This window comes from Nocardia xishanensis NBRC 101358, from assembly GCF_001613365.1.
Lineage (GTDB): Bacteria > Actinomycetota > Actinomycetes > Mycobacteriales > Mycobacteriaceae > Nocardia > Nocardia xishanensis.
This window is the reverse complement of the sequence record NZ_BDCF01000020.1, coordinates 1-24,316: the sequence shown is the minus strand read 5'-3', so window position 1 is coordinate 24,316 and position 24,316 is coordinate 1. Positions and strand designations below refer to the sequence as shown.

The window sequence follows — 24,316 nt, the reverse complement described above, 5'->3', positions numbered from 1 at the left end:
GCAGCCGTCGGCTGCCGTGCCTGCCGAAGATCGCGCACTGTAAGACTGGAGGACGTGCGCATCGACCTGCATACCCATTCGACCGCGTCCGACGGCACCGACACACCGGCCGAGCTCGTGCGCAACGCGGCGGCGGCCGGTCTCGACGTCGTCGCGATCACCGATCACGACACCACGGCCGGATGGGCGGAGGCGGTCGACGCGCTACCGAAGGGCATGACGCTGGTGCGCGGGATGGAGATGTCGTGCGTCGGGCTCGGCGAGGACGGCTGGCCGGTGCCGGTGCATCTGCTGGCCTACCTGTTCGATCCGGCCGACCGAGGTTTCGCCGAGGAGCGCGAGCGGCTGCGCACCGAGCGGGTGTACCGGCTGCGCGCGATGGCCGAGCTGATGGCCGCCGACGGACTGCCGATCGATCCGGACGCGGTGCTCGCTTCCGCCGGCCCGTCGGCCGGGCGTCCGCACCTGGCGCGGGCGTTGGTCGAGGCCGGGGTGGTGCCGAGCGTGGACGCCGCCTTCGTCGAGCTGCTCGCGCCGCGCGGTCCGTACTACGCGGAGAAGGCCGACACGCCGCTGCATCGCGCGGTCGAGATGATCGCGGGCGCGGGCGGGGTCAGCGTGCTCGCCCACACCAGGGCTCGTAAGCGGGGACGGCTGCTCGCCGTGGACGACATCAGGGAACTCGCCACCCTCGGGCTCGGCGGACTCGAGGTCGACCACCCCGACCATTCCGCCGCCGATCGCGCCGTGCTCACCGAGCTGGCGGACGAACTGGGTCTGCTCACCACCGGCTCGTCCGACTACCACGGCGCCAACAAGACCATCCGCCTCGGCGAATTCACCACCGATCCGGCGCAATTCGAGGAGCTGACGGGCAAGGCGACGGGCGTGCCCGTGATCGTCTCGTGAGATACGTCCGCGCGCTCAGCGGCGTGGCCGCGGCGGGCACGGTGCTGTTGACGTTGGTCGTCGTCGGCGCGGCGGCGATCGGCGCGCGGCGCGGCTTCCCAGGTCCCGGCGCGGAGTCGGTAACCTGGCATCTGCTTGCCTCGGCGACTGTCGTTGTGGCGCAGATCTTTTCGGATAGGCATCGGGGTTTTCTCGCTTTTTCCGGGTCCGCGGTCGTTTTCTTCGTCACCGGAGTATTGCTCTGGACACAGTGGTGGGGTTGACGGTCCGGTACTGGTTGCGGCCGGGTGAATTGTGGACGAACATCTTTTCTTGTGATCGACATCGAGACGGATGTGCTGGTTCTAGGCGGCGGCCCCGCCGGAACCTGGGCGGCCGTCTCGGCCGCCTCCGGAGGGGCGAGGGTGGTGCTCGTCGACAAGGCCCGCTGCGGGAGCAGCGGGCCTTCTGCGTTCGGCAGTACGACGGTGTGGAACATCCCGCCGGGCGCGGCCAGGAACGAGGCGGTGCGCCGATCCCACGCGCACGGCGGCCACCTCGGCGATCCGGACGCGATGCACCGGGTGCTCGACGAGACGCACAGGCGGATCGAACAGCTGGTCGGCTGGGGCTACCGGTTCCCCGACGACGCGCGCGCCGGCCCGCAGCGCGTCCGCCTCGACGGCGCCGGTTACCTGCGCCGGATGCGGCGCACCGCGATCGAGGCGGGGGTGCGCGTCCTCGATCACCATCCCGCGTTGCAGTTGCTGCGTGACGGCGCCGGTGTGGTGTCCGGCGCGGCCGGGGTGCGGCAGCACAACGGCTTTCCCTCCTGGACGGTCCGCGCGGGCGCGGTGGTGGTGGCCACCGGTGGTTGTGCCTTCCTCTCCGGCGGCGCGGGCACCGACGTGGCGACCGGCGACGGTCTGTTGCTCGCCGCAGAGGCCGGAGCGCGGCTGTCGGGTATGGAATTCTCCAGCGCCTACGGCCTCGCGCCCGCTACGCACGCGATGACACCGGCGATGCATCCGAGTTTCGCTCCGGGGCTCGCGCTGCACAGCGTGATGCTGTACGACGAGAGCGGCGCCGTCTTCGAGGACGACCGGCACGCGGTGTTCGCCGCCATCGCCGACGGACGGCGCGTGTTCGCGTCCGTGGCCGATATGCCGGAAGCCGTCCGGCACTGGCTCACCAGGCAGGGCGCTGTCGATCGGGCCGGGCGGGTGCCGCTGCGCGCGGTGCTGGAGGGAACGGTGCGCGGCACAGGCGGATTGGCGCTCGCCGGTCCGGACGGCGCGACCACGGTGGCGGGGCTGTTCGGCGCCGGTGACGCGGTCAGCCGCGAGCCGATCATGGGCGCGGTGAGCGGCTTCGGCGGGCAGAGCGGAGCCTGGGCCATCGCGTCCGGCGTCTGGGCGGGGGCGGGCGCCGCTCGTTTCGCGCGGGCCAGAGGACCCGCGGGCGCGGTGCGTCCGGTGCCGGGCGCCGGTCTCGCTTCGCGGGCGCGCATCGATCCTCGCGCGATCGTCGGACTGGTGCAGGAACACACGCTGCCGCTGCGGCGCAGCTACTGGCGCAGCGCGGGCAGCCTGCGCGACAGCATCGCCGAGCTCGACGCCATGTGGCCCGGCGCGGCATTCGACCTCGGCGGCAGCGGCGCCGATCGCCTGCGCGCCAGGCAGGCGGCGGCCCTGCTCGCGGTGGCCAGATGGACCAAGCACAGCGCGCTGGCGCGTACCGAGAGCCGCGGCATGCATCGGCGCACCGATCACCCGGACGCGGGAGCCGAGTGGCGGGTCAGGCTGACCTCGGGCGGGCTGGACAGCGTCTGGGTGGGCACCGAGCGACTGCGGCGGGTAACGTCGGAACCGCCGGCCGCGGTGTGCGGTCCTGCGGTCGTGCGCGGCCAGGTGCCGGTCGGCCTCGAGCTCGCGCCCACGACGCCGGAGGCCCCGGTGATCATTCCCGGCCGACAGGAATCGGACCTCACACCACCGGACCGCCTGGCGATGTGACAACTCACCGCGGTGCGATGCAGGGATGCGAGTTTCCCCTTACTTCGGGGTAATTCCGGGGACCTACCCTCGGAATATGACGCGCAACCGGGATCCGACACACCGGTTTGGCAAGTCATCGGACCGGCTGGCAGAATGTTGCGGATTCCCGTCCTACGCCACCGCCGGGTTCGGGGACCACGGTGCTCCACGCCGCGCAACGTACCGTCGCGCCCCCGAGGATCGCCCCGCATGTTCTGTCCGGACCCACCCGTCCGGCCCCCGCTCTGCGGATCAGTGCAGCGCCACGTATAGAGCTCATCGTCGGGTTTCGACACACCCGCCCCGACTCGAAACGTCCATGTCAGCGCACTCGATGAGCGGTACGAATCACCTATTACGAATTACCCGGCGGTAACCGTCCCCCGGTTCAGCCCGACCCGAGCAGGAGTGAAATCGTGTCACCTGTGACTGACGCACCGAATGCCACCGCGAGTTTGTCCGAGATCACGAACGACGAAATCTTCGCTGGACACCTCGGCGGCAAGCTCTCGGTCGAGCTTTCGGCTCCGCTGGAGACTCAGCGCGACCTCTCGATCGCGTACACCCCCGGCGTCGCTCAGGTCAGCCGTGCGATCGCTCAGGACGAGACGCTGGCCAAGCGCTACACCTGGACCGACCGCCTGGTGGTCGTGGTCAGCGACGGCACCGCCGTCCTCGGCCTCGGCGACATCGGCCCGCGCGCCTCGCTGCCGGTGATGGAGGGCAAGGCCGCGCTGTTCAAGAAGTTCGCCGGCCTGGATTCCATCCCGATCGTGCTGGACACCAAGGACGTCGACGAGATCGTCGAGACCCTGATCCGGCTGCGCCCGAGCTTCGGCGCGGTCAACCTGGAGGACATCTCCGCCCCGCGCTGCTTCGAGATCGAGAAGCGCGTCATCGAGGCGCTCGACTGCCCGGTCATGCACGACGACCAGCACGGCACCGCGATCGTGGTGCTCGCCGCGCTGAACGGCGCAGCGAAGGTGCAGGGCCGCGACATCGACGGACTGAAGGTCGTGGTGTCGGGTGCGGGCGCGGCCGGTGTCGCGTGCACCAACATCCTGCTCGCCGCCGGCGTCCGCGATGTCACCGTGCTCGACTCGAAGGGCATCGTGAGCCGTGATCGCGGCGACCTGAACGAGGTGAAGTCCGAGCTGGCCGAGCGCACCAACCCGCGCGGCCTCACCGGCGGCGCCGCCGAGGCGCTCGCGGGCGCGGACGTGTTCCTCGGTCTGTCGGCGGGCCTGATCGCCGAGGAGCTCATCGCCTCGATGGCGCCGGAGGCGATCGTGTTCGCCATGTCCAACCCGGATCCGGAGATCCACCCCGACGTGGCGCGCAAGTACGCCTCGATCGTCGCGACCGGCCGCAGCGACTTCCCGAACCAGATCAACAACGTGCTCGCCTTCCCTGGCGTCTTCAAGGGCGCGCTGGACGCGGGCGCGCGTCGCATCACCGAGGGCATGAAGATCGCCGCCGCCAACGCCATCCTGAGCGTGGTCGCCGACGAGCTCGGCCCGGAGAAGATCGTCCCCAGCCCGCTCGACCCGCGGGTCGCCCCGGCCGTCGCCGAGGCTGTCGCCGCCGCCGCGCGTGCGGAGGGCGTTGCGTAACAATCGATTACGCAACTACAGGGCGCCCCGTTCAACGACGAACGAGGCGCCCTGCGTCATTTCCGTAGCGGAAGCGGCGGTCAGTGCGGCACGGAGACGGCCGAGATGAACTCGGCCAGCTTGGCGTCGGAGACGTTCTTGGCCAGATCGGATTCGCAGATCATGCCGACGAGGCGCTTGTCCTCGATGACCGGCAGTCGCTTGATCTGGTTCTGCTCCATCACGTCGAGCACTTGCTGAAGGTCGGCGTCGGCGTCGACCCAGCGCGGGGTGCCCTTGGCGAGATCGCCCGCGCGAATGCGGCCCGGATTGTGTCCCTCGGCGATGCAGCGCACGACGATGTCACGGTCGGTCAGCATGCCGATGAGGCGGTCGTTGTGGCAGATCGGTAGCGCACCCACGTCCAGAGTGCGCATCATCTCGGCGGCGCGGTCGATCGTCTCGTCCGCGGGGATGCATGTGGCATCGGCATGCATGATGTCACGTGCCTTCATCGGTGCGTTCATGCTCGCATCCTCCTTGTCTATGGTTCGGTGACCGCAGGACTCGAGGTGCGCATGTCTGGGCGCGGTGTGCCACAGTTGCGTCGAGCGCGCGCGGCTGACGACTCCTACGGCCAATGCAATCGTGACCTGAATCACATCCATGGTCAATGGGGATGGACCGGCCTGGCGGGATGGAGGACGGTCAGCGCGCGGCTTGCCGAAAGTCCACCGGAACGGGCGTGCGGCGCAGCCGGCCGGTGCCGGGCGTCGTCGCCCAGACGACCATCGCGAGCAGTCCGTCCAGCAGCATCGCGAGCGCCGCCACCAGCAGCGCGCCGACCAGCACCCGGTCGTAGCGGTGCAGCCCGAGGCCGTCGAAGATATAGCGGCCGAGCCCGCCGAGGTTCACGTACGCCGCGATGGTCGCGGTGGCCACCACCTGAAGGGTGGCGCCGCGCAGGCCGTTCACCAGGATCGGCATGGCGTTGGGCACCTCGACCCGGAACAGGATCTGCCGCTCGGTCATGCCCATGGCTCTCGATGCGTCGACCACGTCGGTGGGCACGTTGGCCACCCCGGCGTACGTGCCCGCCAGCAGCGGCGGGACGCCGACGGTGAGCAGCGCGAGCAGTGGCGGAATCAGCCCGAGCCCCAGCAGCAGCACCAGGAACGTGAGCAGGCCGAGAGTGGGGAGCGCGCGCATCGCATTGGCGAAACCGACCAGCACCGCGGCGCCGCGCCGTCGGTGGCCGATGATCGATCCGAGCGGCACCGCAATCAGGGCCGACCCGGCCACCGCGAGCACGGTGTACCAGAGGTGTTGCGCCAGGCGGGTTTCGATGCCGGTGGGTCCGCCCCAGTTGGCGCTGTCGGTGAAATAGCGCCAGGCGTCGACGAAGAGGTTCACGCGCGCGCTCCTCGTCGCGTTCGCTCGTCGGCCCTGGTCCACGGGGTCGCCCACCTGCCGAGCAGGTACACCAGCCGGTCGAAGACCAGCGCGAGCGCCAGCGTCACGACGATGCCCGCGACGATCTCGTCCGGATAGTCGCGCTGATAGCCCTGGGTGAACAGCTTGCCGAGTCCGCCGACGCCGATCAGCGCGCCGACCGACACCATGGCGATGTCAGTGACCACGACAACGCGCAGGTTGGACACGAAAACCGGTATCGCCAAAGGCATCTCGACGGTCAGCGTGCGCCGCAGCGGCCCGAATCCGACGGCATCGGCGGCGTCGACCACGTCGGCGGGGACCGACTCCAGCGCCACCGGCACCGCGATCACCAGCAGCGCGGTCGAGTAGACGGTCAACGCGATGATCACGTTCCACGGATCGATCGCCGAAAGGCCGGCCAGCGGAGGGATGATCACGAACAGCGCGAGCGAGGGCACCGTGTAGGCCAGGCTCGCGACGGTCACGGTGATGCGCCGCAGCCACGGGATGCGCCGGATCACCGCACCCGCGGGAATCGCGATCGCCAGGCCGAACAGCAAGGGCGTCAACGCCAGATACAGGTGGGTCCTGGTGATGGCGAGGATGTCGGAGAAGTTGTCGACCAGATATCTCACGCGGTCTCCCGCCCGTCGTGACGGGGTGCGGTGGTGGAGCCGGGGCCGCTCACGACTCCGTCCCGTCGCTGTCGGAGCCTTTCCGTTCTCCGGCGAGCCTGCTGCGCTCGGCGTCTTCGGCGCCACGCTGCTTGGCCAGCTGGGCGATCACCTCTGTGGCCACCACTCCGCCCCGCACGCGTCCCGAATCGTCCACGACCACACCGATTCCGGACGGCGAGGAGATCGCGGCGTCCAACGCCTGGCGCAGATCGCCCGCGGGCGTGAACAGCGATCCGCCCGCCGCCATACAGTCCTCCAGCGGCTTGCCCGCGCGCCGCATTGCCACGCCGGTCGCGTCGACCCACCCGAGCGGTTTGGCCGCTTCGTCGACAACCAGAATCCAGTCGCCCCGCTTCAGCCGCAGCGCACCGACTGCGCCTGCGGTCGCGGTCGGAATCTCTTGCAGCGGAACATCATCGGCGGAGCGGAAGGAAAGGCCGCGATAACCTCGATCGCGCCCGACGAATTCGGCGACGAAACTCGTTGCGGGCCCCGACAGGACGCGCTGCGGCGGGTCGTACTGCTGGAGCACGCCCGCCCTGCCGAACACCGCGACCCGGTCGCCGAGGGTGACGGCCTCGTCGATGTCGTGGGTGACGAATACGATGGTCTTGTGCAATTCGGCTTGCAGCCGCTGCATTTCGGTCTGCAATTCGGCCCGCACCACCGGGTCGACGGCGCTGAAGGGCTCGTCCATCAGTAGGATCGGCGGGTCGGCGGCCAGTGCACGCGCAACGCCAACCCGCTGCTGTTGACCGCCGGAAAGCTGAGCGGGATAGCGATCGGCCAGGCCGCGATCCAGGCCGACCCGGTCCAAGACCTCGAGCGCCGCCTTGCGCGCCACCCGGCGCGAATCGCCGCGCAGCACCGGCACGGTCGCGACATTGTCGAGCACGGTGCGGTGCGGCAGCAGGCCGCCGCTCTGGATCACGTAGCCGATGCCGAGCCGGAGCCGCACCGGATCCACTGTCGAGATGTCTTGTCCGGCAATGGTGATGCTGCCGGAGGTGGGCTGGATCATCCGGTTGATCATCCGCAGCGATGTGGTCTTTCCGCAGCCGGACGGCCCGACGAACACGGTGAACGCCCCCGATTCGATGCGCAGATCCAGGTCGGTGACGGCGTGCGTGCCGTCCGGATAGGTCTTACTGATCCCGTGGAACTCGATGTCCGACACCGCTGCCCTCCCGCTTCCGATCACCCCTGCCGGATCACCCGACCGGTGTGTTCAGCCCCTGCGCGGCGACCCACGCCTTGGCGGCCGCCGCGGGCTCGGTCTTGCTGCTGCCCGAGACCGCCGTGTTCAGCTCGATCAGCTGCTCGGTGGTGAGCTTCGCCGAGACCGCGTTCAGCGCGGCGATCGCCTTGTCGGACTTCTTGGCGGCGTTGAACAGCGGAATCACGTTCTGCGCCGGGAAGTTGTGCTTCGGGTCGGCCAGCACGACGAGATCGTTCTCGGCGATGGCGGGGGAGGTGGTGAAGATATTGGCCGCGGTGACCTGGCCCTCGACCAGCGCGCGCACGGTCACCGGGCCGCCGCCGTCGGCGATCCGGACGAAGTTGGCGGCGGCGATGTCGAGGCCGTAGTTCTCCTTCAGCCCGGGCAGCCCGCCCTGGCGTTCCTGGAATTCCGCCGGCGCGCCGAATTTCACCTCGGCCGAATGCGGCGCGAGATCGGCGATGGTGCGCAAGTTCCAGCGCTCCGCGGTGGCTCGGGTGACCACCACCGCGTCGGAGTCCTGTCCGGACGCGGGCGCCGCGGTGGCCAGCTGGGGGCCGAGCGCGCCCGCCAGCGCGGCCTCGACGTCGGCGGAGCTGGTCGCGGTCGCGTCCTTGTCGAGGTACTGGAGCAGGTTGCCGGTGTACTCCGGGATCACCGAGATCGCGCACTGGCGCAGCGCCGGGATGTAGGCCTCGCGGCTGCCGATGCCGAGCCGGTTGTCCACCTGGAAGCCGTTGACCCGCAACACCTCCGCGTACACGTTGGCGATCGTCTCGGATTCCGGGAAGTTCGCCGAGCCGACGATCAGGCCCTCGCCCGCGCAGTCGCCGTCCGCGGCGAGCGGATCGGAATCGCCGCAGGCCGACAGGATCATGCCGACGGCAAGGAGTGTCGCCGCGGCGAGGAGCCGGGAGGCGCGCAGCGCGAGCCGCAGCGCCGACCGCCCGGCAGCGGGAGTGATCGTGGTCTTCACGGGGGTCCTTCCGGCGGATGCGGACGGTGCGTGCGGCCGAGGCCGAAGCGGCACCGGTACATTCTGCTTGTCCATACTGCCCGCATCCGGGTATTTCTGTCGGCTGTAGTCGTCTTCGGAGAGTTGGTGTCGCAGGATGGTGTTGGCCGCGTCGAGGCGGGTGCTGGCCCGGGTATTGGTCGTCGCGGCCGCGGCGGCCGTCGTGTCCTGCGGTAACGACGATCCCGGCCCCGCCTTCGTCGTCGGCGCGGGCGACGCGATCGAATCGCGGGTGCTCGCCGAGGTCTACGCGGGCGCGCTGGCCAGGACCGGGCTGAAGGTCGCCGTGCAGCCGCAGCTCGGGCAGCGAGCCGACTATCTGGCCGCGCTCGACGCGGGCCGGGTCGCGCTGGTCGGCGAGCACAGCGGCGCTCTGCTGGCCTTCTTCGACAGCGGGTCGTCGGCGCGCACGCCATCCGCCGTGATCGAGGCTCTGAACCGCTCGCTGCCTGAGGGGTTGGTCGTCTCGGATCCGGCCGACGGCACCGATCTGCGGCCGCGGGTGCTGGTCACCGCGGAGGCCGCGCGCCGGGACGATCTGGATTCCGTGACCGAACTCGTCCCGCGCTGCGCCGAACTTCGCGCGGGGCTGGCTCCCGCGCCGGAGGCGCTGCGCGGCCAGGGCGCCGCGCCGGTGACGGGCTGCGACTTCGCGGACGAGACGCCGTTGCCCGATGCGGCCGCGCTGCGAAATGCCTTGCTGGACAACACGGTCCAAGTCGGTGTGGTCGGCGGTCCCTCCGCGCTCACCACATCGGCCGCCGAGGGGCTCACGGTATTGCCCGACAGCGAGTACGCGCTGCGCGCGGAGAACGTGATCCCGGTGTTCCGCAAGGGACTGCTCGACGATCAGCGCATACGGAAGCTGAATTACGTTGCGGGGGAACTGACGACGGACGAGTTGGTCGACATGATCCGCCGGGTCCGCGACGGGGCCGCGGCCGGTGAGGTCGCGCGCGCGTGGCTGGACAACCACGGGTTGTAGGTTCCGGGCGGGGTCGTCTATCGGCGTGCCACGCGGAGTTCGTGATTGCCATCGAGTCGTGATCGTGGCGCTCATCACGCGTTGACCGGCGCCGCACACTCTTGTCGCGGCTGAGTTCCGGGCCGTATATTCCACGTGGAGTATTTGGTACGGAGTATGTCGGAGCCAGCGACTACCGTTTCGCGGTCGAAGGGTCCGGCAACCCGGCTCCCGCGGTGCGGCGGGGGGTGATTTCACTGGGAGGTGATTGCATGGGGCAGGCGCGTCCGGCGTTGACCGCGTTGGCGGTCTCCGTGCTCGCGCTGCTCGAGGAGCGGCCGATGCATCCGTACGAGATGTTTCAGCTGCTGCTGCGGCGCGGTGAGGATCTGCTGGTCAAGCTGCGGCCCGGCTCGCTTTACCACACCGTCACCCGGCTGGCCGAGCAAGACCTGGTGCGCGCCGAGGGCGTCGACCGCGCGGGCAACCGCCCGGAACGCACCACTTACCGGATCACCGCGTCCGGCCGGGACGCGCTGCGAGCCAGGGTCGCCGAGATCCTGCGCTATCCGCAGCGGGAGTATCCGCTGTTCCCCGTCGCGCTCGCCGAAGCGCACAACCTGCCGAAGGACGATGTGCTCGCGCTGGTGCGCGAACGCGTCGCCCACCTCGAGCGTGATCTCGAAGACCTCGACACCATGACCGACTGGGCGCGCACCCACGAGGTGGAGCGTCGTTACTGGATCGTGCTGCCCTACTTGCGCACCACGATCGCGGCCGAGCTCACCTGGTTGACCGGCTTCCTCGGCGAATTGTCCCGCGGCGTACTGGAGTGGGAGGAGTTCGACCAGCACACCGGCACGCGGCTGGCCGGACCCGAACACCCATGGGCCGACAACGACCACCCGGAGACGCCGCCCGTGCCGCGGCGCTCGGCCGGAGCGGCGACGTGACCGCTCCGATCGCTCACACCGAACTTCCCGGATAGGAACGACATTCATGCCCACCCAACGCAATCCGTGGCTGGCGCTGTTCGCGCTGGTCGTCGGCTTCTTCATGATCCTGTTGGACATGACCATCGTCGCGGTCGCCAACCCCGCGATCATGCGCGACCTACAGGCCGACATCTCCCAGGTCATCTGGGTCACCAGCGCCTACCTGCTCACCTATGCCGTTCCGCTGCTCGTCACCGGAAGGCTCGGTGATCGCTACGGCCCCAAGAACATCTACCTCGCCGGCCTCGCGGTCTTCACCGCCGCGTCGCTGTGGTGCGGGCTGTCGCAGACCATCGCCATGCTGATCGCCGCGCGCGCCGTGCAGGGCCTCGGCGCCGCGCTCATGACGCCGCAGACCATGGCGGTGATCACCCGAACCTTCCCGCCGGACCGGCGCGGCGCGGCCATGGGTCTGTGGGGCGGCGTCGCGGGTCTTGCCACCCTGGTCGGCCCGATCCTCGGCGGCGTGCTGGTCGACGGGCTGAGCTGGGAGTGGATCTTCATCGTCAACGTGCCGGTCGGCATCGTCGCCTTCGCGCTCGCGGTCTGGCTGGTGCCCGCGCTGCCCACCCACCCGCACAAGTTCGACATCCCCGGCGTCGTGCTCAGCGGCATCGGCATGTTCCTGCTGGTGTTCGGCATTCAGGAGGGCAACAGCTACGACTGGTCGGCGCGTATCTGGCTGACGATCGCCGCGGGCCTGATCGTGCTCGGCCTGTTCGTGGTGAACCAGGCGCGCAACACCGGCGAGCCGCTGGTGCCGCTCGGCCTGTTCCGCGACCGCAACTTCGCGCTGTCGAACGTGGCCATCGCCGCGATGGGCGCCACGGTCGTCTCGGTGATGGTGCCCGCGTACTTCTACCTGCAGGCGGTGCGCGAGATGTCGCCGACCAGGTCGGCGCTGGTGTTCGCGCCGATGGCGATCGTCACCGGTTTCGCCGCGCCGCTGGTCGGCAAGTTCGCCGATCGGCTGCATCCGCGCATCGTCCCGACCGCCGGCTTCGCGCTGTTCGCGGTGTCGATCTTCTGGTGGTCGGCGATCATGACGCCGGATTCCAACATCGCGTGGTTCCTGGCGTCCGCCGCGCTCGCCGGTTTCGCCAACGCCTGCATCTGGGCCCCGCTGGCCTCCACCGCCACCCACAACCTGGCCGTGCACCAGGCGGGCGCGGGCGCCGGCGTCTACAACACCACCCGCCAGGTCGGTTCGGTGCTCGGTAGCGCCGCCATCAGCGCGCTCATCGCGGCCCGGTTGTCCGCGAACGGGCTCGCGGGCGGCGCGCCCACCGCGGAAGGCGTCGGCAACGGCCCCATCCCGCCGCAGATCCTCAGCGAATTCAGCACCGCCCTCGGCGAATCAATGCTGCTGCCCGCTGCCATCCTGCTTGTCGGCGTCGTGGCCTCGGCCCTCTTCGTCCGCCACGGCGCCGCCGCCCCCGCGGGCGCGGGCATCGAACTCACCAAGACCGACAGCGTCTCGGCCTGAGCGTCGCCCGAGGCCGCATCCCGACACCGGGGATGCGGCCTTCAGCGCACCAGTCCGGAGAGCCGGTTCCAATCGACCTTCAACCGCACCGGCATGTCGACGATCTCGCCACCGCCCGGCTCCAGCACGACGTGCGGCCGATACTGCGTCAGTGCGTGATCCAGCACGAACACTTCGATCGAATCGACGCGATTGTCCGCGATCCAGACGATCCAGTACCAGGGAATTCCCGCCAGCGCGTAATCGGCCTTCTTCTGAGCGATGTCGATCTTCTCGCTGCCCGGTGACACAACTTCTACCGCGATGAGGACCATGGACGCCGGTAGCGGCCGCAATTCATCGGGGGCGCATTCGTAGAGGGCAACATCGGGTCGGCGGACCGTGGCCTTCGGAAGCTCCCACAGTACGACGTCGAAGTCGGTGTCCACATCCAGGCAGCCGTCTTGGTATCGATCGATGTGCTGTTCGGCGGCCGTTTCGAGCAGCTCGGCCAGTCGTCGAGCGGCCTTCTGGTGCTGTCGATTCGGCGATTCGGCGCGCACCGCCTCGCCGTTTACCAATTCCACCTGGCGGCAGAAGTCTTCGGGCAGTTCGCGCCAGATCTCCAGCGTGATCGGCTCCGGCTGTAGGTTCTCGGACTTCGCCCAGTCGAAGATCGCGGACATGTGCGCTCCTTGGGATCGGGCCAACTACCTGCTCAGACCCTATCCGGATGCATTCGGCGAACGCTATCGCTTTCGATGAACGCCCAGGGCGTCGTGCTCGGCGTCAACCGATTTGGATGGTGAGGGTGGGGTGGCCGGTGGCGCCGTCGGGGATGACGTCGCGGCGTTCGGCGGTTTGGACTTCGCCGGTGCCGTCGGTGGAGCGGGCGCGGATGGTGTGGGTGCCGGGCGTGGCGTCCCAGTCGTAGACCCACTGGCGCCAGGTGTCGATGGACTGTTCGGTGGACAGGCGGGCGGGGCGCCAGTCGCCGTCGTCTATCTGCACTTCGACGGCGGTGATGCCGCGGTGCTGGGCCCACGCCACGCCAGCGATGGGAATGCGGCCCGCCGGTCGGCGGGCGCGGCCGCGCGGCGTGTCGATCCGGGTGCCGGTCTTGATCGGGCCGAGGGCCGACCAACCGCGGCGGGTCCAGTAGGCAGTGGCACGGTCGAACCGGGTGACCTCCAGTTCGGTCACCCACTTGGTGGCCGAGACGTAGCCGTACAGGCCCGGCACCACCAGGCGGGCCGGATAGCCGTGCGCCACCGGCAGCGGTTCGCCGTTCATGCCCACCGCGAGCAGGGCGTCGCGGCCGTCGGTGAGGGCGGCGAGCGGGGTGCCCGACGTCCAGCCGTCCTTGCTGCGCGAGAGCACCATGTCGGCGTCGGGATGCGGTCCGGCCTCGGCGAGCAGTTCGTCGAGACGATAGCCGCGCCACAGCGCGTTGCCGACGAGGTCGCCGTTCACCGGATTGGACACGCAGGCCAGCGTCACCAGCCGTTCAACCACCGGCCGCCGCGCGAGATCGCCCCAGCCGATGAGAATCTCGCGATCCACCATGCCGTGGATGCGCAGCGACCAGTCCTCGATCGAGACCTGCGGCAGGAAGAGCGCGGTATCGATCCGGTAGAAGTCGTCGTTGGGGGTGATGTACGGCGTCAGCCCGGGCACGCGCAGATCGGCGTCCGGCAGCAACGAGATCGCGGGCTCGCTCGGCTGCGGCAGCAGCACCGCCGCGCGCTCACCCGAGACGTCCCCGCGCCGCGCACTCCACAGCCGCCCGCCCACCCCGGCCAGCAAAGCCAAGCCGCCGGTGATCGCCATGTCCCGCAACAGTTCTCGCCGCGGCGGGCCCGTGGTGATGGGTCCGGACCGTGCCGAACCCGTCCCCGCATCCGCTTCGGTCCGTGGTTCGGCAGCGCTTCCGGGCGATCCCGCGGTCGCGGCGATGCCGGTACGGGGTTCGCCGGCAGCGCCCGTCGTCGGCGCGGGCGTAGCCGTGTGCGTTGCTGCGGCATCCGGCTGGGCCTGGGAGCCAGAGGTTTCCGGTGCCGCACGGGATCCGGTGTCGCCTGGCGCCGATGCCGTGGCAGGGGTCATGCGACCGGAAGGCGGCGCGTCCGGTGGAGGCTGTTCGGGTGCCGCGCCGGGGAACGCTTCCGCGATTCGCTCGGTCAGCACGCGGAGCGCGTAAACGCCTGCGGCGACGCCGATTACGATCGGTACGGCCGCGAGGAACCCGTAGCGGCCCGCCGCGACGAAGGCGGCGAGCAAGCCGAAGAAGACGAGCAGCGTGGAGCCTGTCGCGCGATCGACACGTTCGAGGGCGCCCGCCAGACCCGCGACGCAGGCGGCGACGACACCCATGCAGACGAACAGCACCGTCTTGTCGGCCGTGCCGAACGTGCTGATCGCCCATTCGCGCAAGCCGTCGGGGGTGTGGTCGACAACCGTCGAGCCGAGTACGTGGATCGGCGCGCTTTCTGGCCGAATGAACGCCGCGAGCAGTTCCGCCACACCGAGCGTCAGCCCGGCGGACAGGATCCCGGCAGCCACCCGCCACCGCAGTACGGCCATGTCGCGAGCCTACTGCGCCCACCCGGACCGCGCCCGCTGTCGAGTGCAGGCGGGAAACCATCCGGCGATTTGCTCGCGCGCAAGCTTATTCCTTGTGCTTGCGGTAGTAGCGCGCCACGCGAACCCGGTTGCCGCAGCGTTCGGGGGAACACCACCGGCGTTTCGGGTGGGCGGGCAGGAAGAGGAGCGCGCAGTCGTCCGCCTCGCAGCATTTGAGTTTGGCGAGGGCCGGGTCGGTCAGCAGGTCGGCCGCGGCCTCGGCGAGGACCGCCGACAGGCGTGCGGCGGGCGGGCCGTCGCGGTGCGGTGTGGTGACGACGGCGGCGCCGTCCCAGTCGAGCCGGCGGACGGCCGGGGCGGCGGCCTGCGCCGCGGTGAGCGCGCGCAGCGCCGCGGCGGGCGGGCGTCGGTCGTGCAATATCGCGTCCAGGACGGCGGCGATCCGATCGCGCACGTCGTGCACGGCAGCCAGGTCGGCGGGCGTGGGCCGGTCGAGCGCCAGTTCGGGGTGGCGCTCCGATTCGCGGGCGAGCCAGTCCGCCAACTGTTCGGTGGTGGCGAGCAGATCCGTGCCGAGCGGTCGGGTGTTGACCAGGTCCAGCGCCAAGGGCTCGCCGATCAGCGGAGTCGTTTCGGTCACCTCCTAATGGTACATCTTCGAGTTGACACATTAGAAGAACATCCGCTAGAACTAATGCATCACCACGTAGATAAGGCATGTGAAATGTTCGAGCTGCCCCGCATTGAGCACCGCACCGTCGAGGTCGACGGCGTCGAGGTCTTCTACCGCGAATCCATCCCGGCGCGCCCGGACGCGCCGACCCTGTTGCTGCTGCACGGTTTTCCCTCGGGTTCGCACCAGTTCCGCGCCCTGCTGCAGGCGCTCGGCGGCCAGTACCGCCTGATCGCCCCCGATTACCCTGGCTTCGGGCACACCAGCGCCCCCGCCGATTTCGAGTACAGCTTCGACCGCCTCGCCGATGTGATCGAGGGCTTCGTCGAGGCCATCGACCTGCGCCGGTTCGCGATGTACGTCTTCGATTTCGGCGCACCGATCGGCTTCCGGCTGGCCCTGCGCCACCCCGAGTGGATCGCCGGACTGGTGGTGCAGAACGGCAACGCCTACGAGGCCGGACTCTCCGATGGCGCCAAGGGATTCGTCGCGCTTCGCCCGGAACAGGAGGGCGCGGAGGACACCATCCGCGGGCTGCTCACCCTCGAGGGCACCCGCGGCCAGTACGAGCACGGCGTGCCCGACCCGTCCGTGCTCTCGCCCGAGAGCTGGCTGCTCGATCAGCACTTTCTCGACCTGCCCGGCCGCAAGGAGGCGCAGGTCGCGCTGGCCTTCGACTACCAGTCGAACGTCGACTCCTACCCGGAATGGCAGCGGTGGCTGCGCGAGTACACCCCGCCCACTCTCGTGGTGTGGGGCGTCGAGGACCCGTTCTTCACCGAGCCGGGCGCGCACGCCTACCTCGCCGACGTCCCCGATGCCGAGCTGCACCTCTTCGACACCGGCCACTTCGCCCTGGAAACCCACCTGCCCGAGATCGCGCCGCTGATCGCGAAGTTCCTCGACCGGCTCTGATCCGGCCGCGAACCCGGCCGCGAGACGAGCCGGGCCGGAAACGGGAAAGGCGCTGTCCGTGGGACGAACCCGCGGACAGCGCCTATCGGCCGGCTACTAGCTGTAGATCTTCTCCACCTCGGAGGCGTACTGCTTCATCACGACGGCGCGCTTGAGCGACATCTTCGGGGTGAGCTCGCCGCCCTCCTGGGTCCAGTCGACCGTGAGGATGCGAATCTTCTTGATCTGCTCGGCGTGCGAGACCTTCTTGTTGGTCTCGGCGATGGCGGCGTCGATCTCGGCGACCAGATCGGCGTGCTCGACGAGCTTCTCGATCGCGGTGTCGGCGGGCAGCCCGTTGCGTTCCTTCCAGCCGGGCAGTGCCTCCGGGTCGAGGGTGATCAGCGCGCCGACGAACGGCTGACCGTCGCCGACCACCATCACCTGGCTGATCAGCGGGTGCGACCGCAGCGAGTCCTCGAGCAGCGCGGGCGAGACGTTCTTGCCGCCCGCGGTGACGATGATTTCCTTCTTGCGGCCGGTGATGGTGACGAAGCCGTCGGCGTCGATGGCGCCGAGGTCGCCGGTCTTGAACCAGCCGTCGTCGAAGGCGTCCTCGGTGGCTTCCGCGTTGCCCCAGTAGCCGCCGAACACGACCGAGCCGCGCAGCAGCAGCTCGCCGTCCTCGGCGATCTTGACCGCGTGGCCCTCGATCGGGCGGCCGACCGAACCGACGCGGATCTTCTCCGGGGTGTTCACGGTGATGGCCGCGGTGGTCTCGGTGAGTCCGTAGCCCTCGTAGATGGTCACGCCGACGCCGCGGAAGAAGTGGCCGAGGCGCGCGCCAAGCGGGCCGCCGCCGGAGACGGCCGCCTCGCACTGACCGCCGAGAGCGACCCGCAGCTTGCTGTAGACCAGCTTGTCGAACAGCGCGTGCTTGAGCTTGAGCACCAGGCCGGGACCGCCGTTGTCCAGCGCCTCGCTGTAGGCGATGGCGGTGTCGGCGGCGGCGTCGAAGATCTTGCCCTTGCCGCCGTCGTGCGCCTTCTGCTTCGACGCGTTGAACACCTTCTCGAACACGCGCGGCACCGAGAGGATGAAGTGCGGCTTGTAGCTGCCGAACTGCTCGACGAGGGTGGACCAGTCGGAGGTGTGCGCGACGATCACCTTGGCGTCGAAGGCCGCCAGCGCCACCGCACGCGCGAACACGTGCGCCAGCGGCAGGAACATCAGGGTCTTCTTGCCCTCGGTGACGTACTTGCTCAGCGCGATCCGGTCGGACTTGGACTCCGCGTAGAGGTTCGCGTGGCTGAGCATGACGCCCTTCGGGCGGCCCGTGGTGCCCGAGGTGTAGATCAGGGTGGCGGGCGAGGCCGCGCCGACCTGCGCGCGGCGGTCGTGCACGATCTGATCGTCCAGCTCGGCGCCGCGGGCGATCAGCTCGTCGATGGCGCCCTTGTCGATCTGAAGGGTTTCCTTCAGCTCGGGCAGCGACCCCGCCTCGATCTCGTCGATGGTGGCGCGGTGCTTGTCGTTGTCGACGACGAGCAGCTTGGTCGCTGAGTCCTGCAGGATCCACTTGGCCTGCTCGGCGGCCGAGCTGTCGTAAATGGCTACGGTGCAACCGCCCGCGGCCCACGTGGCGAAGTCGAGCACGGCCCACTCGTAGCGGGTGGGGGCCATGATGGCGACGCGGTCGCCGAGTTCGATGCCCGAGGCGACGATGCCCTTGGCCACGCCAGTGACGGTTTTGGCGAACTCCGCCGCCGTGACGTCCCGCCATCCGCCGCTGCCGTTCGGCACGTTGAACAGCACCGCGTTCGGCGCCTGCTCGGCGTGGCGGAAGACGTTGTCGGAATTGTTCGCGTCATCCGGGATGGTGTAGGAAGCCGGGACTTCGAACTCTCGCATCACTGCCCTTCCACGTGGGTTTACTCGCCAGTAATCTACGACACCTTGTGCCGGTCCGTGCGATCGACTACCGAAAATCTCGCCGCTCGGTAATCGGCCGCCCGATCCGGACTCGTTCGCCATCTTCTGCACGGCCGGAGCGAAGGCGGAGGTATGCATTCATCCTAGGTCGCTCGTGCGCACGGGCTGGACGGCATCGCGCAGGAAATCGGATAGTTCCCGCAGCGCGACCGCCGCGGGACGGAACAACCCGGCCTGTAGCTGGGCGACATGCCAAAGGCCCCGGCTCTCGGTGAATCGCACGTGCACTCCCGCGCCGCGCAGCGCCGAGACCAGCGCGATGCACTGCGGATGCAGCAGCTCGCTGACATCGACCTGGACATAGGTCGGCGGCAGTCCGTGCAGCGCCCCGCGCAGCGGTGCGTAGCGGGGATCGTCGCCATCGCCGCCGCCCAGGTAGGCGGCGGCGCAGGCGCGCGACCACCGCTTGTTGATCACCGTGTCGCCGTCGCGGTCGGGAATCTCGTTGGGATCGCTCCACGGTGCGATCAGGCCGAGCGCCGCGGGGGTCATCCCGTGCTCGGCGATCAGCCGCTGCGCGGTGGCCAGGCTGAGGCCACCGCCGGCCGAGTCGCCGGCGACGGCGATCTGGTCGGGCCGGAAACCCTTCTCCGACACCAGTTCCAGGAACGCGGCGACGGCGTCGTCCAGACCCGTCGGGAACGGGTGCTCCGGCGCCATCCGGTAGTCGATCACGTACACCGCGCTGCCGGTGTCGCGGGCCAGCCGCGCCGCCAGCGAGCGGTGGGTGGCCATCGAGCCGACCGCGTAACCGCCGCCGTGCAGGTAGAGCACGGCGGTCGTGGGGCTGGTCGAGTCGGCGACGTGCAGTTCGGCCGGACGGCCGCCGAGTCGCGTCTTGCGCACCGTGACGCCCGAGGGCATCGGCTGGAGCGGCGCGCCGAGATCCATCAGCTTGCGCTGCACCGTGAACGGCAGTCGAGCGTTGAGCATCGACCGGAACACCGGCTTCAGCAGCACGCGGCCGACGGGCAGCGGAATGTCGAATTCACGCATGGTCGTCAGGGGAGGAAGGGCCGGTTCACCGCGGCGGCGATGCGCTGGTAGCCGGAGGCAGTGACCCGCACGAACACGTCGAGCAGCTTGGCCTCCCAGCCGATCAGCACCCGGCCGTGGCCCTTGCGCACGCCTTCGGTGATGGTCCGCGCGGCCATCTCCGGGGTGTGGATGGCCAGCTTCTTGTCGAACATGGACGCGGCCGACTTGCCGTCGATGCCCTCGGCGTAGGTGGCGTTGCGGGCCACCGCGGTCTTGATGCCGCCCGGATGCACACAGGTGACCTTGACCGGGTGCTTGCCGACCAGCATCTCCTGGCGCAGCGACTCGGTGAAGCCGCGCACCGCGAACTTGGCCGAGTTGTACGCGCTCTGACCCGGCACGGCGATCAGTCCGAACAGGCTGGACACGTTGACCACGTGGCCGTCGCCCGACTCGATGAGCATCGGAAGGAACGCCTTCGTCCCGTTGACGACACCCCAGAAATCGACGTCCATGATCCGCTCGATGTCCTTGAACTCCGAGCGGAGGACCTCGCCGTGGAAGGCGATGCCCGCGTTGTTGTAGACCTGGTGCACGACGCCGAAGTGCGCCTTCACGGCGTCGGCGTAGAGCAGCACGGCCTCGCGCTCGGCCACGTTCAGCCGGTCGGACTTCACCTCGGCGCCGAGCTGTTCGCAGCGACGGACGGTCTCGGCGAGGCCGTCGGTGTCGATGTCGGAGAGCGCGAGCTTGGCGCCGCGCTCGGCCAGGTTCTCGGCCAGCGCGCGGCCGATGCCGGAGCCCGCTCCGGTGATGACACAGACCTTGTTCTCGAAGTAAGCGTCGTTGCTCACGGGGATCACACCACTTTCAGTTCGCAGCCGCGGTTGTCGTCGCGTAGGCGGCGACGTCGAAATTCTTTGTCAGCCTACGGAATTGGAAGGTGAAGTCGGGCCACAGCGTCGTATTGTTGCCGTGCTTGTCCAGGTACCAGCTCGCGCAGCCGCCGGTGTTCCACACCGTCTTGCTCAGCTTGGCCTGCAGTTCCTTGTTGTAGGCGTCCTGCACTTCCCCGCGCACCTCGACGGTGCGCAGGCCGAGGCGGTCGACGGTGGCGAGCGCGTCGGAGATGTAGTTGATCTGGGATTCGATCATGTACACCATCGACGTGTGGCCGAGGCCGACGTTCGGGCCGAGCAGGAAGAACATGTTGGGGAAGTTGGCGACCGCCGAACCCTTGTAGCCCTGCTGGCCGATCGCGTCGAAGACCTCGCTCAGCGTGCGGCCGTCGCGGCCGGTGATGGTCTCGTAGGTGGGCGAGTCGGTGACGTGGAAGCCGGTGGCCACGATCAGCGCGTCGATCTCGCGCTCGGTGCCGTCCTTGGTGACGATCGATCCCGCGCGAATCTCGGCGATGCCGTCGGTGACCACGTCCACGTTGTCGCGGCTCAGCGCGGGGTAGTACTCGTTCGAGATGAGCATGCGCTTGCAGCCGATGCGGAAGTCCGGGGTGACTTTCTTGCGTAGCTCGGGGTCGCGCACCTCGTACTGCAGCTTGGCCTTGGCCAGCAGCTGGAAGCCCTGCATCAGCGCGGGGAACTTGGCCAGGCCGACGACCTGGGTCTCGCGGGCGGCGTAGATGGCGGCGCGGGAGAGCCGCTGTACGCCGGGCACGTGCTTGAACGCGAGCCGCTCGGCCCTCAGGTACGGCCGGTCCATGCGGGGGAGCAGCCACGGCGCGGTCCGCTGGTAGACGTCCAGCTTGGCGACCTGCGGCGCGATGGACGGGATGATCTGGATCGCCGAGGCGCCGGTGCCGATGATGGCGACCCGCTTGCCGTTCAGGTCGGCGTCGTGGTTCCAGCGGGCCGAGTGGAAGATCTCGCCCTCGAAGGTATTGATGCCCTTGATGTCCGGCAGGTTCGGCTCGCACAGCGCGCCGACCGCGGAGACGACCGTGTCGGCGGTGAAATCGCCTTTGCTGGAGGTGATTTCCCACTGCGCGGTGTCGTCGTTCCACCGGGCGCCGGTCACGTCGCAGTCGAAGATGTGCTTGTCGAGCACGTTGTACTTCTTCGCGACGCCCTGGATGTAGGACTGGATCTCGCCCTGCCGGGAGAACGAGCGCGACCAATTCGGGTTGAGCGCAAAGGAATACGAGTACAGGTGCGAGGGGACGTCGCAGGCCGCGCCGGGATAGGTGTTGTCCCGCCAGGTTCCGCCGACATCGCTGCCGCGCTCCAGGACCAGGTAGTCGTCGCGACCCTGCTGGCTCAGCCGGATGGCGAGACCGAGACCGGCGAAGCCGCTGCCGATGATGACCGTCTTGACGTGGCGGACGGGCCGGTCGTCGCCGACAGCTTTGTCTGTAACCTTGCGACTCATGTAAGGGAGACTACGATCTTATTGAGCACGAGTCAACAGCAATTGAACCGCGTTCAGTAACATGAGTGCCGTGACCAGCAAAAGCTCCGGTGAGAACGGCAAGCGGACCCGGCTGACCCCGGATGAACGCCGTCAGCAGTTGCTCACGCTCGGCGCCAAGATGCTCGGCGAGCGCACGATCGAGGAGCTCTCGGTCAGCGAGATCGCGGCCCAGGCGGGGATATCCCGCGGACTGCTGTTCCACTACTTCCCGACCAAGCAGGACTTCCAGCTCGAGGTCGTCCGGCACGCCAATGCCGAACTGCTCGAGCGGGTGGCGCCGGACCGGTCGCTGAGCCTCTTCGACATGCTGCGCGATTCGATCGAGCGCTACGTCGACTACGTCAGCGAGAACCGCAGCTCCTACCTCGCGCTCCTGCGCGGCCCCACCAGCGTCAGCCCCGACCTGCTCCCGCTGGTCGACGAGACCCGCGACGCCATCATCGGCCTCATCCTCGCCGAGGCCCCGACCCCCGTCGACCCCGCCGCGCACCCGCGGCTCATGCTCGGCATGCGCGGGTGGATCGCCTTCGTCGAGGAGACGACTCTCACCTGGTTGCGCACCGAGCCGATCGCCCGCGAGGAACTGATCGACTTGCTGGTGGAATCCCTGCTCACGCTGGCCCTCGCCCTGAATCCGGAGTTGGGCGCGGCATTGCGGGGGTGAGTCCGGCGACGCGCGCGATGGGCTAGGTCGGCCGCTCGAGGTTCGCGCGGGCCGCGAGTTCGGCGTCGGTGAGGAAGGGGTTGTGGTCCATAGCCGCGAGCTGGTCGAGCGCCGCGCGCTGGCGGGCCGGATCGGCGTCGTGCGCCGGGTGAGCGGCTGATGGATCGGCCAACATCTCACGCACGATCGCTTCGATATCCCAGGTGGCCCGCCAACCGAGTTCCCCCGCGGCGCGAGAGCTGTCACAGACCAAGGTCGGCGGTTCCTGAACGGCGGGAAGGTGCTCCACCGGGATGGCGCGGCCGGTGATGCGGGACGTGAGCGCCACCAATTCGGCGACGCTGGTGCCGGTTTCGCTGCCGATGTTGTACCGGCGGCAGACGCCGAGGCCGGGCAGGTGGGTGACCGCCGCGGCGACGGCGCGGGCCGCGTCCTCGAGGTGCAGGTAGTCGCGCGTCGCGGTGCCGTCGCCGTACACGCGCAGACGGTCGCTCGCCCCGGTCGCCACCGCCCGCAGCCGAGGCAGGATGCGCGTGTCGTCGGTGTCGGCGCCGCCGACGAGGTTGGACAGGCGCAGGACGATCGCGGCTAGGCGACCCGACGCGGCTTGCGCGGCGATGGCAAGTTCCGCCGCCTGCTTGCTCGCGGCATACGGGTGTGGCGGCGCGTCAGGGACGTCCTCGGTCATCGGTTGGACATCGGTGGCGTAGATCGCGGCGGTCGACGCGAACACCAGCTTCTCGATGCCGGCCCGCGCCATCGCGTCGAGCAACGCCACGGTACCGCCGACATTGACCCGGAAATACGGCAGCGGGTCGGCGACGGAATCCCTGGCTCGGGTGAGCCCGGCCAGATGGCAGACGGCGTCGACATCGCGGACGGCTTCCGTAAGCGATTGGGGGTCCAGCAGATCCGCTATCCGGACGGCCGTTCCCGTTGGCGTGCGGACACTTTCGCGACGGACGAGCGCGACGACCTGGTGTCCGTCCCGGCGCAGCCGCGCGGTGACGGCGCCGCCCAGGTACCCGTTGGCGCCCGTGACCAGAATCCGCACGCCAGCCCCTCAGCCCAGGAACGGCGCCAGCTGCGGCACCGCCTCGACGGGATGTTGCGCCTGGATCTCCTCGTCGATCGAACGGAACGCCCAACCCTCTTGCGCGCGAACGAGTTTGCCCGCGAGGAAACCGGTGTGCGCCTGGATCCGGCTCAGCTCGTAGCGGACGATCTCGGCCTTCGTCATGCCGTCGACGACGCGGCAGAAGGCGTTCTCGATCTTCTCGAACGTCTGGCCGGTGTAGCAGGTCACCAGGAAGAACACGGTGGTGACCTGTAGGGAGATTCTGGTCAGGTCGAGCGTGATGATCTCGTCGTCGCCTTCCCCGTCGCCGGTCGTGTTGTCGCCGAGGAGCCGGACCGACCCGTCCTGCGACGTCAGCTGTTCGTGATACACCACGTCGACGATCGTGTCGCCCGAGAACAGCAGCGCCGCCGCGTTCAAGTCGATGTCCTTCGTTTTCCCCGGCAGCCAACGCCGCTTGGCCGCCGGATCCCATCCGACAGCCATGTGCACGACAGCCAGGGAATCCCCGCCCGAATTCGGAACCACTTCGCACCGATCCCTTCCGCGGCGCGCTCCTCGCGCCACGCCACCACCCTAGAAGCTGACGCGTGTCCGCATCGCCGCATCCGCGCCGCCGCCGGAGCGCCATTTCGTTCGACCACGCGTCCCCGGTCTGTTCGTCGGGCCGCGCTACTGGTCCGGCACGGACGAGGCAGAGCTCGGGTGCGGAACTCCCGGCCGGATGGCCGGGAAACGG

At 69.2% G+C, this 24,316-nt stretch carries 23 protein-coding genes; 9 read left to right on the top strand and 14 right to left on the bottom strand.

All coding sequences use genetic code 11. The features are described from left to right. Positions 1-54: 54 nt before the first annotated feature. The 4 genes from NX1_RS17555 to NX1_RS17540 all read left to right on the top strand — a co-directional run bounded on the left by NX1_RS17555 (position 55) and on the right by NX1_RS17540 (position 4,537). Positions 55-909, top strand: coding sequence for a PHP domain-containing protein (locus NX1_RS17555; RefSeq protein WP_068060135.1), 855 nt, complete (start codon positions 55-57; stop codon positions 907-909). Then, complete coding sequence (locus NX1_RS17550; RefSeq protein WP_084501513.1) at positions 906-1,172, top strand: hypothetical protein; 267 nt, start codon at positions 906-908, stop codon at positions 1,170-1,172. The genes NX1_RS17555 and NX1_RS17550 overlap by 4 nt, the downstream gene beginning before the upstream one ends. A 51-nt stretch (positions 1,173-1,223) precedes the next feature. After that, positions 1,224-2,903: an FAD-dependent oxidoreductase gene (locus NX1_RS17545; protein ID WP_084501512.1), complete on the top strand. Its 1,680-nt coding sequence runs from the start codon at positions 1,224-1,226 to the stop codon at positions 2,901-2,903. 437 nt (positions 2,904-3,340) lie between these two features. After that, the gene (locus NX1_RS17540) at positions 3,341-4,537 is read left to right on the top strand and encodes an NAD(P)-dependent malic enzyme (RefSeq protein WP_068060131.1); all 1,197 of its coding nucleotides are present in this window, start codon (positions 3,341-3,343) and stop codon (positions 4,535-4,537) included. 80 nt (positions 4,538-4,617) lie between these two features. Here NX1_RS17540 and NX1_RS17535 read toward each other — a convergent pair whose 3' ends face one another. From NX1_RS17535 to NX1_RS17515, 5 genes are all read right to left on the bottom strand, one after another. Then, positions 4,618-5,043 (bottom strand): CBS domain-containing protein, encoded by a 426-nt coding sequence (locus tag NX1_RS17535; protein ID WP_245668547.1) that lies wholly within the window; start codon positions 5,041-5,043, stop codon positions 4,618-4,620. A 181-nt stretch (positions 5,044-5,224) separates the two neighbouring features. After that, positions 5,225-5,929 (bottom strand): ABC transporter permease, encoded by a 705-nt coding sequence (locus tag NX1_RS17530; RefSeq protein WP_068060419.1) that lies wholly within the window; start codon positions 5,927-5,929, stop codon positions 5,225-5,227. Beyond that, the gene (locus NX1_RS17525; RefSeq protein ID WP_068060128.1) at positions 5,926-6,588 is read right to left on the bottom strand and encodes an ABC transporter permease; all 663 of its coding nucleotides are present in this window, start codon (positions 6,586-6,588) and stop codon (positions 5,926-5,928) included. The genes NX1_RS17530 and NX1_RS17525 overlap by 4 nt, the downstream gene beginning before the upstream one ends. A 49-nt stretch (positions 6,589-6,637) precedes the next feature. Further along, positions 6,638-7,807 (bottom strand): ABC transporter ATP-binding protein, encoded by a 1,170-nt coding sequence (locus NX1_RS17520; protein WP_068060125.1) that lies wholly within the window; start codon positions 7,805-7,807, stop codon positions 6,638-6,640. A gap of 34 nt (positions 7,808-7,841) precedes the next feature. Further along, positions 7,842-8,774, bottom strand: coding sequence for an ABC transporter substrate-binding protein (locus NX1_RS17515; RefSeq protein WP_281216680.1), 933 nt, complete (start codon positions 8,772-8,774; stop codon positions 7,842-7,844). 187 nt (positions 8,775-8,961) lie between these two features. On the opposite strand from NX1_RS17515, the gene NX1_RS17510 reads away from it, so the two are divergent. From NX1_RS17510 to NX1_RS17500, 3 genes are all read left to right on the top strand, one after another. After that, entirely contained in the window at positions 8,962-9,849 is an 888-nt protein-coding gene (locus NX1_RS17510) for a glycine betaine ABC transporter substrate-binding protein (protein WP_068060122.1), read from the top strand. A 251-nt stretch (positions 9,850-10,100) separates the two neighbouring features. Further along, the gene (locus NX1_RS17505; RefSeq protein ID WP_068060119.1) at positions 10,101-10,781 is read left to right on the top strand and encodes a PadR family transcriptional regulator; all 681 of its coding nucleotides are present in this window, start codon (positions 10,101-10,103) and stop codon (positions 10,779-10,781) included. 46 nt (positions 10,782-10,827) lie between these two features. Then, a complete protein-coding gene (locus NX1_RS17500) occupies positions 10,828-12,309 on the top strand; it encodes a DHA2 family efflux MFS transporter permease subunit (RefSeq protein WP_068060116.1) in 1,482 nt (493 codons plus the stop codon). Positions 12,310-12,350: 41 nt separating this feature from the next. Here NX1_RS17500 and NX1_RS17495 read toward each other — a convergent pair whose 3' ends face one another. The 3 genes from NX1_RS17495 to NX1_RS17485 all read right to left on the bottom strand — a co-directional run bounded on the left by NX1_RS17495 (position 12,351) and on the right by NX1_RS17485 (position 15,511). After that, positions 12,351-12,974 carry a Uma2 family endonuclease gene (locus NX1_RS17495; RefSeq protein ID WP_068060113.1) on the bottom strand — a complete coding sequence of 208 codons (624 nt, stop codon included), beginning with the start codon at positions 12,972-12,974 and terminating at the stop codon, positions 12,351-12,353. Positions 12,975-13,077: 103 nt separating this feature from the next. After that, entirely contained in the window at positions 13,078-14,871 is a 1,794-nt protein-coding gene (locus NX1_RS17490) for a molybdopterin-dependent oxidoreductase (RefSeq protein WP_068060108.1), read from the bottom strand. Positions 14,872-14,956: 85 nt separating this feature from the next. Beyond that, positions 14,957-15,511 (bottom strand): CGNR zinc finger domain-containing protein, encoded by a 555-nt coding sequence (locus tag NX1_RS17485; RefSeq protein WP_068060105.1) that lies wholly within the window; start codon positions 15,509-15,511, stop codon positions 14,957-14,959. A gap of 84 nt (positions 15,512-15,595) precedes the next feature. Between NX1_RS17485 and NX1_RS17480 the strand changes: the two genes are divergently transcribed. Continuing rightward, the gene (locus NX1_RS17480; RefSeq protein ID WP_068060102.1) at positions 15,596-16,459 is read left to right on the top strand and encodes an alpha/beta fold hydrolase; all 864 of its coding nucleotides are present in this window, start codon (positions 15,596-15,598) and stop codon (positions 16,457-16,459) included. 96 nt (positions 16,460-16,555) lie between these two features. On the opposite strand, the gene NX1_RS17475 is transcribed toward NX1_RS17480, so the two are convergent. From NX1_RS17475 to NX1_RS17460, 4 genes are all read right to left on the bottom strand, one after another. Continuing rightward, positions 16,556-18,349: an AMP-dependent synthetase/ligase gene (locus NX1_RS17475; RefSeq protein WP_068060413.1), complete on the bottom strand. Its 1,794-nt coding sequence runs from the start codon at positions 18,347-18,349 to the stop codon at positions 16,556-16,558. 159 nt (positions 18,350-18,508) lie between these two features. Further along, positions 18,509-19,426, bottom strand: coding sequence for an alpha/beta hydrolase (locus NX1_RS17470; protein WP_068060097.1), 918 nt, complete (start codon positions 19,424-19,426; stop codon positions 18,509-18,511). A gap of 5 nt (positions 19,427-19,431) precedes the next feature. Beyond that, the gene (locus NX1_RS17465; protein ID WP_068060410.1) at positions 19,432-20,262 is read right to left on the bottom strand and encodes an SDR family NAD(P)-dependent oxidoreductase; all 831 of its coding nucleotides are present in this window, start codon (positions 20,260-20,262) and stop codon (positions 19,432-19,434) included. A 16-nt stretch (positions 20,263-20,278) separates the two neighbouring features. Further along, entirely contained in the window at positions 20,279-21,793 is a 1,515-nt protein-coding gene (locus NX1_RS17460) for a flavin-containing monooxygenase (protein WP_068060094.1), read from the bottom strand. 61 nt (positions 21,794-21,854) lie between these two features. Here NX1_RS17460 and NX1_RS17455 point away from each other — a divergent pair, with 61 nt between their 5' ends. Beyond that, positions 21,855-22,499: a TetR/AcrR family transcriptional regulator gene (locus tag NX1_RS17455; RefSeq protein ID WP_068060091.1), complete on the top strand. Its 645-nt coding sequence runs from the start codon at positions 21,855-21,857 to the stop codon at positions 22,497-22,499. A 22-nt stretch (positions 22,500-22,521) separates the two neighbouring features. Here the strand turns inward: NX1_RS17455 and NX1_RS17450 are convergent, their stop codons facing one another. After that, complete coding sequence (locus tag NX1_RS17450; RefSeq protein ID WP_068060081.1) at positions 22,522-23,553, bottom strand: NAD-dependent epimerase/dehydratase family protein; 1,032 nt, start codon at positions 23,551-23,553, stop codon at positions 22,522-22,524. Positions 23,554-23,562: 9 nt separating this feature from the next. Further along, positions 23,563-24,105, bottom strand: a complete 543-nt coding sequence (locus NX1_RS17445; protein ID WP_281216638.1) for a TerD family protein — start codon at positions 24,103-24,105, stop codon at positions 23,563-23,565. Positions 24,106-24,316: the final 211 nt, after the last annotated feature.